13 protein-coding genes are annotated in these 17,660 nt (G+C 44.0%); 5 read left to right on the top strand and 8 right to left on the bottom strand.

What is annotated here, in order from left to right; translation table 11 throughout:
• Positions 1–17: 17 nt before the first annotated feature.
• A complete protein-coding gene (locus tag C3420_RS07195; RefSeq protein ID WP_004813139.1) occupies positions 18–266 on the bottom strand; it encodes a hypothetical protein in 249 nt (82 codons plus the stop codon).
• 426 nt (positions 267–692) lie between these two features.
• Here C3420_RS07195 and C3420_RS07190 point away from each other — a divergent pair, with 426 nt between their 5' ends.
• Both C3420_RS07190 and C3420_RS07185 read left to right on the top strand, forming a co-directional pair.
• A complete protein-coding gene (locus C3420_RS07190) occupies positions 693–1,463 on the top strand; it encodes a ThiF family adenylyltransferase (protein ID WP_103800323.1) in 771 nt (256 codons plus the stop codon).
• Positions 1,464–1,562: 99 nt separating this feature from the next.
• Positions 1,563–3,395 carry a tetratricopeptide repeat protein gene (locus tag C3420_RS07185; protein WP_103800324.1) on the top strand — a complete coding sequence of 611 codons (1,833 nt, stop codon included), beginning with the start codon at positions 1,563–1,565 and terminating at the stop codon, positions 3,393–3,395.
• A gap of 41 nt (positions 3,396–3,436) precedes the next feature.
• Here C3420_RS07185 and C3420_RS07180 read toward each other — a convergent pair whose 3' ends face one another.
• The 7 genes from C3420_RS07180 to C3420_RS07150 all read right to left on the bottom strand — a co-directional run bounded on the left by C3420_RS07180 (position 3,437) and on the right by C3420_RS07150 (position 13,161).
• Entirely contained in the window at positions 3,437–4,855 is a 1,419-nt protein-coding gene (locus C3420_RS07180) for an efflux transporter outer membrane subunit (protein ID WP_103800325.1), read from the bottom strand.
• Positions 4,856–4,865: 10 nt separating this feature from the next.
• Complete coding sequence (locus tag C3420_RS07175) at positions 4,866–6,842, bottom strand: MacB family efflux pump subunit (RefSeq protein ID WP_103800326.1); 1,977 nt, start codon at positions 6,840–6,842, stop codon at positions 4,866–4,868.
• A gap of 2 nt (positions 6,843–6,844) precedes the next feature.
• Positions 6,845–8,218: a MacA family efflux pump subunit gene (locus C3420_RS07170; RefSeq protein ID WP_005220935.1), complete on the bottom strand. Its 1,374-nt coding sequence runs from the start codon at positions 8,216–8,218 to the stop codon at positions 6,845–6,847.
• A 117-nt stretch (positions 8,219–8,335) separates the two neighbouring features.
• Positions 8,336–9,322 (bottom strand): DNA polymerase III subunit delta, encoded by a 987-nt coding sequence (holA, locus tag C3420_RS07165; RefSeq protein WP_103800327.1) that lies wholly within the window; start codon positions 9,320–9,322, stop codon positions 8,336–8,338.
• A 9-nt stretch (positions 9,323–9,331) separates the two neighbouring features.
• On the bottom strand, positions 9,332–9,865 hold the full coding sequence (locus C3420_RS07160) for a hypothetical protein (RefSeq protein WP_071320455.1): 534 nt from the start codon (positions 9,863–9,865) through the stop codon (positions 9,332–9,334).
• 225 nt (positions 9,866–10,090) lie between these two features.
• On the bottom strand, positions 10,091–12,712 hold the full coding sequence (leuS, locus tag C3420_RS07155; RefSeq protein WP_103800328.1) for a leucine--tRNA ligase: 2,622 nt from the start codon (positions 12,710–12,712) through the stop codon (positions 10,091–10,093).
• A 122-nt stretch (positions 12,713–12,834) separates the two neighbouring features.
• Positions 12,835–13,161, bottom strand: coding sequence for a DUF4124 domain-containing protein (locus C3420_RS07150; RefSeq protein WP_228152949.1), 327 nt, complete (start codon positions 13,159–13,161; stop codon positions 12,835–12,837).
• Between the two features lie 690 nt (positions 13,162–13,851).
• Here C3420_RS07150 and C3420_RS07145 point away from each other — a divergent pair.
• The 3 genes from C3420_RS07145 to ilvC all read left to right on the top strand — a co-directional run bounded on the left by C3420_RS07145 (position 13,852) and on the right by ilvC (position 17,189).
• The gene (locus tag C3420_RS07145) at positions 13,852–15,579 is read left to right on the top strand and encodes an acetolactate synthase 3 large subunit (protein WP_004813127.1); all 1,728 of its coding nucleotides are present in this window, start codon (positions 13,852–13,854) and stop codon (positions 15,577–15,579) included.
• Entirely contained in the window at positions 15,576–16,067 is a 492-nt protein-coding gene (ilvN, locus tag C3420_RS07140; RefSeq protein WP_103801057.1) for an acetolactate synthase small subunit, read from the top strand. The genes C3420_RS07145 and ilvN overlap by 4 nt, the downstream gene beginning before the upstream one ends.
• A 105-nt stretch (positions 16,068–16,172) precedes the next feature.
• Positions 16,173–17,189 (top strand): ketol-acid reductoisomerase, encoded by a 1,017-nt coding sequence (gene ilvC, locus C3420_RS07135; RefSeq protein WP_004813124.1) that lies wholly within the window; start codon positions 16,173–16,175, stop codon positions 17,187–17,189.
• Positions 17,190–17,660: the final 471 nt, after the last annotated feature.

Below are 17,660 nucleotides of genomic sequence, written 5' to 3'. Positions count from 1 at the left end.
GGCGTAAAGCCTCTTTTTTATTTACTTGAAGAGAGTCTTTTATTATAAAAATTGTCGCTGCTTTCAAACAGTACCCAGGTGAGCAGGACCAAAGCAAGATGGATCTGGGTTTCATGTTGATCAAAGACAATTAAAGCAAATAATCCCAAAGTCAGTAAGCGAATCATGATACTGATATAATAATTTTTCTGCTTTTTGAAAACTAAGCCATAAAGATAAAGCAGGAACAGAACAACCATGAGTGCATAAAGAGCGTTAAATAGCATACTGACCTGACTCCCTATAAGCTGAGAAGGATTAAAATATTCTGGTTATTAGGGTTCTTTCATAAATCATTTTTTAATCATTAAAATGAAATTCTGCTCTCTTTGTAGGAGATGAGTAGTACTGCTGCGCAAGGAAAAGGTTATATCTAAGAAATCTCCCTCCTCTTGCGAAGTAATACTTCTCATTCAAGAGGGAGAAGGAGCTTTCAATATCCATTTAAATATGAATATAACGATCATGTTTTGATTTATGAAAAAGATCTATTGTGATGATTTTACTGGTGAATAGAATTTGATCGATTTTAAGCTTTTTATGGATGGTTAAAGAATAGTTTTTTGACTGAATTTGTGTCTGAATTTTAGTGGCAGTCAACCGGCTGCGAATTTGCTAAAATGCCCCGATGTTTTTCTTGCTATTGATGACCTATGACTGACCTGCTTCAAGATGATGAATATGACCGCCGCTTTGCCGGTGTAGCCAAAATTTATGGCGATGACAGCTTTCATCATTATGAAAACAGTCACGTGATGGTGATTGGAATTGGCGGTGTCGGTTCATGGGCAGTCGAAGCACTGGCACGTACCGGCATCGGTGAAGTAACTATTGTTGATATGGATGTAGTGGCGGCATCGAATATCAATCGTCAGTTACCCGCGATGACGACCACCTTAGGCCGTGAAAAGATTGAAATCATGGCAGAACGCTGCCGTGCGATTAACCCACGTATTAAAGTAAACTTGATTGATGACTATCTCTCGCCTGAAAATGTCAAAGAAATCCTGGCAGGTAATCCTGACATCATTCTGGACTGTATTGATGATGTAAAAGCTAAATTTGCTTTGATGCTGCATTGCCGTTTCAATAAAATTCCTCTGATTGTCTCGGGTGGAGCAGGCGGTAAACTGGACCCATTAAAAATCCGGGTGGCTGATTTATCCAAAACTGAACAGGACCCGATGCTGGCAAAATTACGTACGCAATTACGTGCAAAAGGTATCTGTAAAAAACCGAAAGAAAAATTTGGCATCACCTGTGTTTATTCAATCGACAATCCCTTCTCCAGTGCCGATGTCTGTCCAAGCGCGGGCTTACGTTGCGGTGGCTATGGTTCAGCGGTAGTGGTGACTTCCAGTTTTGCCATGGTTGCAGTATCAGAAGTGTTGAAAAAGCTGGATATGAAGCGAGCAAAAGCCTGATATACAAAATAAAAAAGTACAGTTACTGTGCTTTTTTTGTGCCTGCGTTTAGAATGAAAACTATATTCATATAACAAAAAACAATATCAGGGAGCAGCTATGTGGTTCTTACTGGTGCTGATTTTGGGAATCGTGGCGTTAGGGATCTGGATGTGGAAGCGTCCTGACCCGGTAACACGAGATCAAGCCAGGGCAGTGCAACATGACCTATGGATTGAACAGATTGAGGCCCAGCTCAAGCACGCGGCTCGTCTCAGTACTGAAGGACAGCAGTCGAATTATGAGCGTGCCTATCAGATCTATCAGGATCTGGCTCAGCAGCAGGAAATCCCTCAGGCCTATGTTGGTATGGGGCTGATGCAAATCAAAGGTTTGGGGCGTCCGCCAAGTACCGAAAATGCGATTAATCTGTTTGAAAATGCATTCCGTCTTGGCAGTGATGAAGCTGCTTACCATTTGGGTCAGGTCTTTGAAGATGATCACTATCAGCATCGAGATCGCGAAAAAGCACTGTATTGGTATCGTCATGCCGTGGCACGAGGTAATCTGGAAGCCCAATATCGAATCACCGAATTGTCCGAACCCACTCAGGATGCGGCAGAACAGCATCGTCTACAACTGCTGATTCAGAATGCAGATCAGGGACACTCTGGTTCACAGTACCAGTTGGCACAATATTATTTGGCAGAGGGTACTACCCAAGATTTAAGCTTGGGAATCCATTATCTGTTTCTGGCCGCGCAGCAAGATCATCTCGAAGCAACCCAACAGATTGCACAACTGTATGCAAGTGGTGAGCTATTACCACAGGATCATTCAAAAGCCTTACGCTTCATTAAACAAAGCGTTAATTTGGGCGATCAGAATGGTTTGTATGATTATTATGCTGGTGTATTGCTAGGTACGATTGATGTTGATCAGCGGCAGCGGATCTTGCAGCATTTGCAACAGCTGTCTTATGAGCATAAAGATGCTCAAGCCAAAACTTTACTTGGTTTAGCCTATTTTTATGGCTGGTTTGTCGATAAGAATGAAACCATGGCCTTTCGCTATTGGAGCGAGGCTGCGAATACTCAGTTTCCTCAAGCTTTGTGCATGATTGCAGCATTATATTATGAGTCTTATCTGGTCGCAAATGAGCCTGAAAAAGCGTTTAGCCTGTATCAGGCTGCTGCCGGAATTGATCCAGCTTATTTCTATAGCCAGATGGGTCTCGCACTGTGCTATCTGCATGGTATTGGTACAGTTAAAGATACCGCTAAAGCCACGCAAATCATTCAGCAGAACGCGCAGCAGCACTGGAATATTAATACACAATCTGAAGCGGATCTAATTTATATCGTTGGACGCTTCTATAGCCTGCCTGAGTATCCATTGCCCAACCGTGATAAGGCCATTCAATATCTGAATCAGGCCGTAAGCAAAGGTTCGGCTGATGCCGCCTGGTATTTGTATCAGGCACTGTCAGGTCAATATCCAGTATTTATTATTGATGAAGATCAGGCTAAACGCTATTTGCATCAAGCGGCTCAGTTAGGTCATGCACAGGCACAAGCACAGCTTGGTATGAGTTATCTTAAAGGTGAAGGCGTAGAGCAAGAGACTGCTTTAGGTCTGAATTATTTAAAGCAGGCAGCTGCCCAGCAAAATGCCATGGCCTTGAATGCGCTCGGGGAAGTGATGGAACACGGTATTGGCGTTGAAGCTAATATGGATCAAGCGATCCAGTTCTATCATAAAGCTGCTGCACAGGTAAATGCTGACGCTTATAGTCATCTGGGACGTGTATACACCAAGGGCATTGGTGTAGATCGTGATGTAACGCTTGCCCGAGCATGGCTAGAGAAGGGAAGTCTGCTAGGACATGCGGCTTCACAGGAACAGCTAAACAATTTAAATGCCTATCTGCAAATGAAAAATAGACTGGCATAAAAAAACCGCTGCCTCGGCAGCGGTTTTTTTATTTGAAGATATTATGGTAATTGCTTGATTGGACTACCACCTAGCGCCTGCAGCAAAGTGACATAAGCGTTGTATTGATTTTGACGCGTTTGTACCAGACTGAGGCGCGCATTACGTGTGGTTTCCTGCGCATCAAGTAAGTTCTTCAAGGCAACTGCACCATTACGATAACGCACTTCAGTCAAACGTTCTGTTTTCTCTGCCAGCTCGACATTGCGACGCTGTAGCTCGACCTGTTTCGTCAGCTCAGTACGATTTGACAGGGCATTTTCTACATCGGCAAAAGCTTCATAAATGGTTTGGCGATATTGCAGAATTGCTTTTTCATATTCCAGTTCATTCACTTGTAGATCACGCTTCATGTCATTCCATTGCAGGAAGGGCAAGGTGAGACCTGCGCCCAATGTTGCAACCGGATTTTTTAGCGCATCTGACAAAGACGTGCTGGTACCAATACCCGTACTTAAGCTACCGGTCAGACTAATTGATGGATAATAGCTAGCCTTGTTAGCATCTTTATTGGCGAGCGCTTTACGTAAACGCAATTCAGCAGCATTTAAGTCTGGACGACGTGACAGCAGACTTGCAGGCAAACCCGCTGCAATCGCAGGCAAGGCAATATTCGGCAGGCGTTGTGGTTCCTGAATAGAAAGCTGCTGCACCGGCATATTCATAAGGACTGCAAGTGCGGTACGTGTTTCAACGCGTTGTTGCTCGATCTGACTTAAAGTAGCTTGCTGGCTCTGGATTGCCTGTTCAGCCTGGGTCAGATCTAGTCCGGAAACTGCACCAGCACGATACTGTACCCGTACCAGGTCATAAGTCTTCTGGGCCGTTGCCAGGTTCTGCTGTACGACACTATAGCGCTCATTTAAATAAGCCAATTGCCAGTAAAGCTGTGCAGTCGTTCCAATCAGGCTTTGCGCCGTTGCCTGCAAGTCTTGTTCAGTAGCACGAGCTTCCCAACGGGCTGCTTCAGTCTGATTGGCAAGCTTGCCAAATAGATCCAGCTCATAACTAAGACCAGGATAACCTAGTGAAATCCCAGTAGAACGGTCCCCGTCACCATCCAGACTAAACTGACGACCAGTTGAAACACGTGCATCACCAATGCGTATACCTTGCTGGCTTTGCGTTTGTCTGGCCTGAATACGTGCCTGTTGCAGGTTAATCCCGGCTACTGCAAGGTTGCTATTGCGTGATAATACATCCTCGACAAGCGTATTCAGTTGAGGATCTTTAAATAAGGTCCACCATTGATCAGCCAGGACATCATCATAAATCTGCTTACTTAGCGCAGTATTATTCTGAAAACTGCCAGGCACAGCTATGCTTGGCTGTTCATAAGGTGTTTTTACCACAGCTGCGCATCCCACCAGTGAACTCCCGAGGAGCAGGGCACTGGCAAGTTTGGTTAAATTCATTTGCATATCAGATTCCTTATTCTCGAGAGAGAGCATCGACAGGATTCAGTCGTGCTGCATTACGCGCCGGGATAAAGCCGAACACAATACCGATCAGACTAGAGCAGATAAAAGCTGCCACAATTGAAGTGGTCGAATAAGCCATCTGGAAAGTACCTCCAGCAAAATGGGTAATGAGTTGACCAATACCGAGGGATAGCAGCACACCCAAAATACCGCCCAGAATACACACCAGTACTGCTTCAATCAGGAATTGCTGCAGAATATCACTTTGACGAGCACCAACAGCCATACGTACCCCAATTTCCTGGGTACGTTCTGTTACCGACACCAGCATGATGTTCATCACGCCAATACCACCGACGACCAGAGAAATGACTGCAATTGCAGAAATCAGCAAGGTCATGGTCTGGGTTGTCTGCTGAATGGTTTCACGAATACTGTCCGCATTCTGGGTGAATACATCCTGCGCACCGTGGCGCTGTACCAGTAAGTTCAGGATCGCATTTTCAGCCGCGGCACTTGGGTACTCATCTTTAATACGTACAATGATCTGACGCACATTGGACTGCCCCAGCATACGGCTCATAACAGTTGAATAAGGCAGGTATACATTCAGCGTATCATTGTTGCCCATCATGCCTTTTTGCGCATCAATGACCCCAATCACTCGGGTTGGTACACTACCCAGCAGAATCACTTGTCCAACCGGATTGGTACCATCTTTGAAGAAAGTGTTTTGGGTATTGGTATCAATGACCACATCTTGGGCCTGTTCCGTAACACTTTCCTTATCAAAAGGCTGACCGGACTTAAAAGTCATGCCTCTGACATAGAAGAAGTCTTCACTGACGCCGTTGACGGTGGTTGAAGCTTCGATCTCTTTATACCGTCCAGTGACACTGCTGTTGACCGATGGACTCACACCATCAACATAAGGCTGTTCTGCCAGAGCATCTGCATCGGCAGGAATCAGGGTTTTGGCTTGGGAGGACCGTGAATTATCCCCGAAGCCGCGGCCCTGGAATACAGTAATGGTATTGGTCCCGAGACTGCTAATATTTTCCAGAATCTGTTTTTGCGAGCCGTTACCCAGCGCAACCACGGAAACCACGGAGGCAATCCCGATAATAATCCCAAGCATGGTCAGAAAGGTTCGCATGCGGTGGGCATTCATGGCCAGTAGCGCCATACGGAATGCTTCACCGAGACGATCTACTGCTGAACGCCAGCTGGAGATTTTCTTCTGTTCACTGCGTTCTAGCGTTTGCTTTGTAAAACCATCATCGACTTCAGGTACATTCTGCTGGTCAGAAATAATATTACCGTCTGAAATCTCAATAATACGGGTCGCATTCTTGGCCACATTATGATCATGTGTGACCAGAATAATGGTATGACCTTTGGCATTCAGCTCGCGCAGAATGCGCATTACTTCAATACCGCTATTCTTATCCAATGCCCCTGTTGGTTCATCGGCAAGAATAACGTCACCACCATTCATTAAGGCCCGAGCAATTGAAACACGCTGCTGCTGACCACCAGACAACTGACTTGGACGGTTTTCGGTTTTTTTACCTAGCCCCAAATCAGTCAGCAATTTGACAGCACGCTCATGACGTTCAGTTGAGTCCGCACCCGCGTAAATGGCAGGCACTTCAACGTTGCCTGCAGCATTCAAGTCACCAAGAAGATGATAGCGCTGGAAAATAAAGCCGAAGTATTCACGGCGTAACTGGGCCAACTCGTCCGCTTCCAGCTCACGGGTTTCACGCCCTTTGACTTTATAGCTGCCAGCAGTGGGCTTATCCAGACAACCCAAAATGTTCATTAAGGTTGATTTACCTGAACCGGACTGACCAACAATGGCAACCAGCTCGCCGGGATAGATTTCGAGGTTAACACCCTTGAGAATTTGAACCGTACTTTCACCCGCAGGGAATTCACGAATCAGATTCTTGACCTCTAACAGAGGCTGTTGTTGTTGATTCATGCTTACATTCTCATTGGGCCGGCGCCACTACGACCACCACCACTTCGTTTAGCACTGTCATTTGAAGTGTCTGAACCATCGGCAATAACCACTTGATCACCACGTTTCAAGCCTTTAATCACTTGCGCTGTCACACGGTTATTCAGACCAATCAGCACTGGGGTCGGTTTTGCAGTACCGTCCGCTTGTAATACACGAACCATGGCACGTTGAGCTTTCCCTTGTTCAATCAAAGCACGTTCTGCATCAGAAAGTTCCAGACGGGCAGGGCGCTCACCTTTTGCATTGTCGGCACGGCTTTCATCACGAGCAGCAGACTCTTCGCTGCGTGAACGACCCTCGCCACGTGTTTCTTGAGTACCTTCACCACGATTTGGACGTTGTGGACGGTTAGAGGTTTGAATCGCAGCGGCTGGAATGGTCAATACATTTCGTGCTTCATCCAGCACAATATAGACTTGCGCCGTCATATCAATACGAAGTTTGCCATCTTCATTCGGTACATCGAACAAGGCGTTGTAATACACTGCAGAACTAGAAGATGAACTTGAAGTATTGGTATCGGTATTAATTGAATTCGGTGCTGGTTCTACCTGACGTAGTTTCGCGTAGATTTTCTTTTCACTGTTGCCTAGGGTAGTGAAATAAACCGTTTGGCCTTCTTCAACTTTCATGACATCTGCTTCAGAAATCTCGGCTTTGATGGTCATGGTGTCAAGTTTTGCCAGCTTCACAATGGTCGGTGCACTCTGGTTCGCGTTTACGGTCTGGCCTTCTTCAGTCACAATTGCCACAATGGTGCCATCCATCGGTGCCACGATTTGGGTATAGCCCAGATCTTCTTTTGCAGTGGCTAAAGTTAAACGTGACTGTTCAATCTGAGCATTAATTGCAGTAATGTCCGCTTGTGCTGTCTTATAATTTGCCAAGGCTGATTCCAGCTCTGAACGGGAAGTCGCATCCTGTGCATACATGGCTTTCTGACGGTTATATTCCGCTTCAACTTTGGCCAGATTTGCTTGTCGCACAGCAAGTTGTGCCATCTGGTTTTTAATACTGGCTTCAGCAGTTTTTAAATCATTTTCCTGACGTACAGAATCAATTTGAGCAATTAACTGACCCTGTTTAACCTGATCGCCCAGTTGCACATACATTCTTTTCACCTGACCAGAAACCTGCGCACCGACGCTGACCATTTTGGTGGCTTCCAGTACACCTGTTGCCAGTACCGAGTTTTCAATATCTCCCTGAGTCACCTCAGCAGTAATGTATTGTGTTGGCTGTTCTTCAGGTTTGAGGAAATACCACCCGGTGGCTATAAGTGCAATGGCAATTACTACTGCCATGATCAGTTTGGACGGTTTTATTTTTGGCATAGTGAACAGATTTAAGTCAGAGATATGTGAATGATTATAAAAGCGAATTAAGGATAAATCGTGAATTTTTTAACAAATAAGAATGATTATTATTTTATTTATCTGATGATTAAGTTCTTAATGAAATAAAGTTTTGCCACACATACTGGCAATGACTTGCTGCACCAGATATTCAGGGTTTTCATGCCCTAATCCTTTGATAGAAGCATCAATTCTTAATAACAGGGCTGGCCAAGATAAAAAGGTTTGTGGGCTAAGTCGACGTAAAGCCTGTTGATATAGGCTCACTTTGGTTTTCCAGATACCGATCTGTAGCGCATTTTGTGGCTGTTCAAACAGCTGCATTAACAAACGCATTTCCTTGCTGATACTCCACAGAATTAAGCTCAATGGCTCACCAGAAGCAATCAGATACTGAAAAATTTTAATCGATTGTGCCAGATTGCCATTTAGCAAGGCATCACTCAGGTCATAGGTACTATAACGTGATTGATCTTGCAGGCAGGCATACAGATGATCCACCTGGATTACATCGATCTCAGCAAAGGTATCACTAACACGCATCAGACTATTTTTGGCTGCCAGCAGGTTATGCTCATGGTGTTGTTCCAGCCATACCCAGGCATCATTGGCAAGTTTAATGCCGAGCTTTTCTGCCTCAACTGACAAAATTTGCTGACGGTCGCGCGGATAATTGGCTGTCAGAGAGACATTGACGCCATTGGCATCCATGACCTGGAAAAAGCTGGATTTCAGGCTGCTACTATCCTGTTTAGGCATGATGATCAGCAATAAATTGTCACTGTCCTGCTGCAAATAGCTTTTTAATAGCTTGATGCCACTAGCGTCCGGCTTGATGTTGCCATGTACTTCAACCGCTAATTGAGTCGAAAACAGAGACAAACTATTTAATGCATTAAAGACATTTTTCCAGTCACTGACCGAACTGACATCATAGCGCTGACGTTCAACTTCCCGCTGTTGCCAGCTGGTACGAAAAGCATCCATCAAGTTCTGCTCAAGCAGAGGTTCCTGACCATGTAACACCCAGGCACCGCGAGCATCGGAGACACGTTTTAATGCCTGAAGGTAATCAATTTTCATGGTTCAGTCTTATTGTGCCGGTTGAGTAGGAGTTTCAGGATTTGCCAATGGTAGGCGATTTGATGATATCTGACGCGCAATCTGTTGTGCTACATCATCAATGAGAACCTGTTTCAGGAAAACCTGTTCCTGGTCATCAGTATTTACTGTCTCGATATCATATTGATAAGTACGGGTCGCGACGATCGTACGCGGTTCAGTCACAGGATTACCTCGTGCATCTTCAATACGGAAGGTCACATTGAGACGTAATAATGTTTCTACCAGTTTACCGTTCAGTTCTAGACGGCGAGGGGTATAATCCAAGACACGTAACACATAAGCATTGGGTGCATTACTTAGCTGTACGCCTGCAGCACCGAGGTAAACTGCCAGCTTCTCTTGCAGTTCTTCAGTATTGGGCGGTAAAGACAGGCTCATGACAGAGTAAGTAACAGGTGCGGAGCTCGGATTATTACCTTTAAGATGGAAGCCACAGCCGACTAAGCCTGCACTCAGACCACAAGTTAAAACAATTACTGCTAAACGTTTGCCCAAATGCATGCGCTGTCCTCTGTTTTTCCAAAATGGGAAAATATTGAAATTCTGTAGGGGATTGTAAAGTCAAAGCCCGTTGACTGGCAACGGGCTTTGTTTGGGAATTGTGAAATCCTTTATAAAGTTCCTTCTCCCTCTGGGATGAGGAATATATTCCGCAAGAGGATGAGGTGATTTTTTCAAATTACCTCTCCCTAACCCTCTCCTAATAGGAGAGGGAACTTGAGGATATTAAACCACCAAATTCACTAACTTATTCGGCACCACAATTTCTTTCTTGGTTGGACCCGTCAAGAATTGTTGAACTTCTGGCAATGCTTTCGCTTGTGCAAGAATGTCGTCTTTAGATGCATCAACAGACACCTCAAGCTTGCCACGAAGTTTACCGTTGACCTGAACCACGATGGTTTGTGTATTACGTGTCAATGCAGACTCATCAACGCTTGGGAATTGAGCAGAAGTTAACTCAATACCAAACTGCGCCAATAAAGTCTGGCTTAAGTGTGGTGCAAACGGTGCAAGTAAAGTCAAAAGCGTGATGATCGATTCACGAGCAACAGCCACGTCATTGTCATCTTTCGCTTCAAACTTATTGTTTGCGTTCAGAAGTTCCATCATCGCTGCAATGGCAGTGTTAAATGCATGACGACGTTCGATGTCATCACCCACTTTTTGGATGGTTTCATGCGTTTTACGGCGTAAGTCTTGCGCAGCAGTAGAAAGCGTAGCTTTATCAATAGCTGATACATTGTTACCTTGTTCAAGGAAACCCGTTGCCAAACGCCATACACGTTTCAAGAAACGGTTTGCACCTTCCACACCTGCATCTGACCATTCAAGAGATTGATCAGGTGGTGCAGCAAACATCATGAATACACGTGCAGTGTCTGCGCCGTATTGGTCAATAATCGCTTGCGGGTCGATCCCGTTGTTTTTCGATTTCGACATCTTCTCTTGACCGCCAACGATAACGTCTTGACCATCTTCTTTGTATTTCGCAGAAGTGATACGACCTTTTTCGTCTTTTTCAAGCTCGATGTCCGCAGGGTTAAACCATGTTTTCTTGCCTGACTCTGCTTCACGGTAATAGGTATCAGCAAGCACCATACCTTGTGTTAAAAGGTTAGTGAATGGTTCGTTACCTTGTACCACGCCTTCATCACGCATCAATTTGTGGAAGAAACGTGCATAAAGCAAATGCAGAATCGCGTGTTCAACACCACCGATGTATTGGTTGACAGGAAGCCAGGTTTGACCCGCTTCAGGTTTCACCATGCCATTGGTAAAGTCTGGAGATGCATAACGTGCATAGTACCAAGATGATTCTACGAATGTGTCTAGCGTATCGGTTTCACGACGTGCATCGCCACCACAACAAGGACATTTAGTTTCGTAGAACTCAGGCATTTTGTTCAATGGGTTGCCTGAACCGTCTGGCACCACATCAGTTGGAAGTACAACAGGAAGTTGATCTTCAGGCACTGGCACTTGACCACACGTTGAGCAGTTGATCATTGGAATTGGACAACCCCAATAACGCTGACGAGAGACGCCCCAGTCACGTAAACGGAATTGAACTTTTACATTCGCAAGACCTTGTGGCTCAAGTTTCGCTAAGAATGCATCAAATGCGCCTTGGAAATCTAAACCGTCAAATTCGCCTGAATTGACCAATTTGCCTTCTTTCGAACCGTACCATTCTTGCCATTGTGTTGCATCAAAGTCCGCATCATCTGCGCCTTTGGCATCAATCACTTGCTTGATGGTTAAGCCATATTTGTTGGCAAATTCGAAGTCACGTTCATCGTGTGAAGGTACCGCCATCACCGCACCTGAACCGTATGACATCAACACATAGTTTGCGATCCAAACTGGAACTTGTTCACCTGTTACAGGGTGCTTAACTGACAAACCTGTTGCTATGCCTTTCTTCTCGGCAGTGGCAAGATCCGCTTCTGCCACAGAACCCATACGGCATTCTTCAATAAATGCTTTTAATTCAGGATTCGTTTCAGCCGCTTTTAGCGCCATTGGGTGTTCTGCTGCAACAGCAACATAAGTCACACCCATCAAGGTGTCGGCACGTGTGGTAAATACAGTTAGACCATCTGAGTAAACTTCAGGATTTGCTGAAGGGAAGGTAATTTCCATACCTTGCGAGCGACCAATCCAGTTACGTTGCATGGTCAAGACTTGTTGTGGCCAACCATCTTTAAGTGTGTCTAGGTCATCCAATAATTCTTGCGCATAGTCTGTGATGCGGAAGTAGTACATTGGAATATCACGTTTTTCTACCAATGCACCTGAACGCCAGCCGCGACCATTTTCAACTTGTTCGTTGGCAAGAACTGTTTGATCGACTGGATCCCAGTTCACGGTTGAAAGTTTACGGTAGATCAGGCCTTTTTTATAAAGCTGAACAAATAACCATTGTTCCCAGCGGTAGTATTCAGGTGTGCAGGTTGCGAATTCACGATCCCAGTCCACTGCAAGACCTAACTTTTTCAACTGATTACGCATGTAATCAATGTTTTCAAAGGTCCATTTTGCAGGGGCAACCTGATGCGCAATTGCTGCATTTTCCGCAGGTAAGCCAAAAGCGTCCCAACCCATTGGTTGAAGCACAGTTTCACCTTTTAAACGGTGGAAACGGCTGATCACGTCACCAATCGTATAGTTACGCACATGACCCATATGCAGTTTGCCACTTGGGTAAGGGAACATCGAGAGGATATAACGACGTGGACCTTCTACAGTGTCGGCAACTTTAAAGGCTTTCTGCGATTCCCAGTCCTGTTGGACTTGAGGCTCAATCGCACTGGCTTGGTATTCTGAGTCAATGTGAGTAGTCATATACGTAATACAAGAGAACGGTTAAAAAATTATGAGGCACAGCATAGCGCAAAATGCACTTATAGTGAATTTTGCACTCACATTTCCCGAAGAAAAAACGACTGTCCTATTAAAGGGATGCCTTATAAAGCGACTGCACGCTTTTTAGATTGTTGCAAGGCTTCGTTCGCTTCGCGTTGCTGCTGGTCTTGATTCGCTGGAGCTTGAGGCGATTGTTGCAGCTGTTCTTGAGATGCGTGCTCAGTTTGTTCAGCAGGTTCAGCACTTCTAAGAGGGGTTGGGGCTGAATTTTTCCAGCCATAAGTTTCCACTTTACCTGCTTTTTTTGCATTTTTTGGCGGTGGTGTTTTGGTGTAATGCGTTACTCCCTTGGCATCGACCCATTTATAGTATTGATTTGCCATGGTGTTTCCACTCATAAAACAGAGTAGAAGGGTGTTTGTTAACATGGCAAACAGTGAACGTCTCATGGTTATCGATCCTTTGCAGTTTCAGCATTCAGGTTGTGCATATTGTAGTCAGTTTAAATAATTAAAGGAGTATTTTTATGGACTTTTCGTAATAAATGCAGAAAAAGCTAATTGAAGAAAATATAAACAGACCAATAAGTAAATTTATTTATAAACATTAAAATCAAAAAATAGAAAAATTCATTCATTTTTTTTATATAAGGCATACTAAAATTTTATAGAAATAAATATTTATAATAATGATTTTATTAAATATTTTTGCTAGATAAAGAGGGTCTATAAAGCTATATCTTGAATAAAAGTTTAGAAAAACAGCAAAAACCCTATAAGCTAGATGAAACAGAGTGTTTTTTGAACTTGACTTTACAGACTGAAAACACAAGAATGCTGCAGTAGTTTTATATGCCTTAGATCGATCACCCTTCGAATAAGTGTCATTTCATGCAGTGGGCGATTTCTCTAGCCGAGAAATTGAACAAAGCTAAGCAAAATATGTTTATCCCAACATGTTTTAGGTCTTGTATTGCTCGAACAGTAAAGAGACCAGATTTTTTTTCCTATTGCTATGAAAACTATGAAATTTATGTGCTATAACAGTGCAGACAGTTAATGAATGAACACTGCAAATGCCTCCCATTTGTGCAGTGAATAATATTAGGGTGAATCACGTTGGAACTTTTATCTGGTGGTGAAATGCTCGTTCGCGCATTAGCGGATGAAGGCGTTGAACATGTTTTTGGATATCCAGGCGGCGCAGTTCTACATATCTACGACGCGCTATTTCAACAAGACAAAATTAATCATTACCTCGTACGTCACGAACAAGCTGCCGGCCATATGGCAGATGCATACTCGCGCGTAACAGGTAAAACTGGTGTCGTGCTTGTGACATCAGGTCCGGGCGCAACCAATACCGTAACTCCAATTGCAACAGCTTATATGGATTCCATTCCAATGGTGATCCTGTCTGGTCAGGTTGCAAGTCACTTAATTGGTGAGGATGCGTTCCAGGAAACGGACATGGTTGGTATTTCCCGTCCGATTGTAAAGCACAGCTTCCAGGTTCGTCATGCCAGCGAAATTCCGGCAATTATCAAAAAAGCATTCTATATCGCTGCTTCTGGTCGTCCAGGTCCAGTCGTTGTTGATATTCCGAAAGATGCGACCAATCCAGCAGAGAAATTTGCTTACGAATATCCTGAAAAAGTGAAGATGCGTTCGTATCAGCCACCATACCGTGGTCATTCAGGTCAAATTCGTAAAGCGATTGACGAACTGATTCATGCTAAACGCCCGGTGATTTATTCTGGCGGTGGTGTGGTTCAAGGCAATGCTTCAGCACAATTGACTGAACTTGCACATCTGTTGGGCTTCCCAGTAACCAATACCTTGATGGGTCTTGGTGCATTCCCGGGCGATGATCCACAGTTCCTGGGCATGCTCGGTATGCACGGTACTTACGAAGCCAACATGAGCATGCACAATGCAGACGTGATTCTGTGTATTGGTGCGCGTTTCGATGACCGTGTAACCAATAATCCTGCGAAATTCTGTCCAAATGCCAAAGTCATTCACATTGATATTGACCCAGCGACAATTTCTAAAACCATCATGGCGCACATTCCAATCGTGGGTGCAGTAGAGCCTGTACTAAACGAAATGCTAAACCAGCTGAAACAGATGAATGTGTCCAAGCCAAATCCTGAAGCGATTGCGGCATGGTGGAAGCAAATTGATGAATGGCGTCAAGTGAACTGCTTGAAGTTTGATCTACCGACTGATGGTTCGATGAAGCCTCAACAAGTAGTTCGTGCGCTCGACAAAGTGACCAATGGCGAAGCGATCATCACCTCTGACGTGGGTCAGCACCAGATGTTCGGCGCATTGCACTATCGCTACAAGCGTCCACGTCAATGGATCAACTCAGGTGGTTTAGGAACGATGGGCGTAGGTCTGCCATATGCAATGGCGGCTAAGCTTGCATTTCCGGATCAGCAAGTGGTGTGTATTACTGGTGAAGCATCGATCCAGATGTGTATCCAGGAGCTTTCAACCTGTAAGCAATACGGCTTGAACGTGAAAATTCTGTGCCTGAACAACCGTGCATTGGGTATGGTAAAACAGTGGCAGGATATGAACTATGAAGGTCGTCACTCTAGCTCTTATGTAGAGTCATTGCCGGACTTTGCAAAATTGATGGAAGCTTATGGTCATGTTGGTATTCAGATTGATCATGCAGATGAGCTTGAGTCTAAGCTTGAAGAGGCGATGGCAATCAATGATAAGTGCGTATTTATTAACGTAATGGTTGATCGCTCTGAGCACGTTTATCCGATGCTTATTGCAGGTCAGTCAATGCAGGATATGTGGTTGGCAAAAGGGGAGCGCACAGCATGAGACATATCATCTCTGTACTTGTTGAAAACGAAGCAGGCGCGCTTTCCCGTTTAGTGGGTTTATTCTCACAACGTGGCTACAACATCGAAACATTGAACGTTGCGCCAACTGAAGATCCAACACTTTCTCGTTTGACATTGACCACTTATGGCGATGATCACAAGATCGAACAAATTACTAAACAGCTGAATAAATTAGTTGAAGTGGTAAAAGTAGTGGATCTGTCAGAAGGTGCGCATATTGAACGTGAACTGATGCTCATTAAAATCAAAGCACTCGGTTCATCGCGTGATGAAATCAAACGTACTGCCGATATTTTCCGTGGTCAGATTGTTGATGTAACGCCAACGACTTATACCATTCAAATTGCAGGTACAACTGAAAAGGTGGATGCGTTTATTGATGCACTTGCGGAACATACCATTTTAGAAGTGGTTCGTTCAGGTGTTTCGGGTATCGCACGCGGCGAAAAAGTACTGACAATCTAATTTTAAAGTATTTCCTCACCCTAAAAAGAAGGGGGTATCAGGCAGTGTAAATACAAGATTCACTGCCTGGTTAAACAGACAAACAAGCATTAAGCGGAGACAGCAATGCAAATTTTTTACGATAAAGACTGCGACTTATCTATCATCCAATCTAAGAAAGTAGCGATCATTGGTTATGGTTCACAAGGTCACGCGCACGCGCTTAACCTTAAAGATTCTGGTGTAGACGTAACTGTAGGTCTTCGCGCTGGTTCTACTTCTTGGAAAAAAGCTGAAAACGCTGGTCTTAAAGTTGCTGAAGTTCCTGCTGCTGTTGCTCAAGCTGACGTAGTGATGATCTTGACTCCAGACGAGTTCCAAGCACAACTTTATCGTGACGTAATCGAGCCAAACATCAAAGAAGGCGCGACTCTTGCATTTGCTCACGGTTTCTCTGTTCTTTACAACCAGGTTGTTCCACGTGCTGATCTTGACGTAATCATGGTTGCGCCTAAAGCGCCTGGTCACACTGTGCGTTCTGAATATCAACGTGGTTCAGGTGTTCCTGACCTGATCGCTATTCATCAAGATGCTTCTGGTAACGCTCGTAACGTTGCGCTTTCTTATGCATCAGGTGTTGGTGGCGGCCGTACAGGTATCATCGAAACTTCTTTCCGTGAAGAAACTGAAACTGACTTATTTGGTGAGCAAGCAGTTCTTTGTGGTGGTGCTGTTGAATTGGTTAAAATGGGCTTCGAAACTTTGGTTGAAGCGGGTTATGCACCTGAAATGGCTTACTTCGAATGTCTACACGAACTTAAATTGATCGTTGACTTAATGTTCGAAGGCGGTATCGCGGACATGAACTACTCAGTATCTAACAACGCTGAATACGGCGAATATGTAACGGGTACTGAAGTTATTAACGAACAGTCTCGTGAAGCAATGCGCAATGCACTTAAACGTATTCAATCAGGTGAATATGCGAAGATGTTCATCCAAGAAGGTGCGTTGAACTACCCATCTATGACTGCACGTCGTCGTCAAAATGCTGCTCACGGTATCGAAGTAACGGGTAACAAACTTCGTGCGATGATGCCTTGGATTCAAGCGAACAAGATTGTAGACAAAGAAAAGAACTAAGTTCTAATTTCTAAGTCTAAAAGCCCTTGTTTTCAACAGGGGCTTTTTTGATGTCTCGTAAAAAACAAAACTGATTTATTTGAGTTGAACTTCATGCCTCAAATAGATGAAAACAGTGTGCTTTCGCTTCTTATACTTCATTCAAAGCAGTGCTTTGTCTCCTTACACTTCGTACAAAACAATGTTTTTTACTCGTTCATACCTTGGATTCAAGAAAACAAGATCGTTATAAAGAGTAAAATTAATTTCTCGGATCATTTGATTTAAAGGAAAAAACCACTCAAATTGAATGGTGTTTTTATATTTTTATTTTTAGAAATGTAAATTATTGGGTTTAAAAATAATTAATTATTTGTTGATTATTAATTTTCTTTGATAAGTTGGAAATGTGGATAATTAGATTTAAGGGTGGATTATACTAACTTAATAAATAAAAATAAAATAAGCTATAGGGAGATAATGGTTTATATG

Origin of the sequence: Acinetobacter sp. ACNIH3 (assembly GCF_002918965.1) — a bacterium.
Taxonomy (GTDB): domain Bacteria; phylum Pseudomonadota; class Gammaproteobacteria; order Pseudomonadales; family Moraxellaceae; genus Acinetobacter; species Acinetobacter schindleri.
The sequence above is the reverse complement of the archived record's forward strand: the minus strand, read 5'-3'. Positions and strand labels throughout refer to the sequence as shown.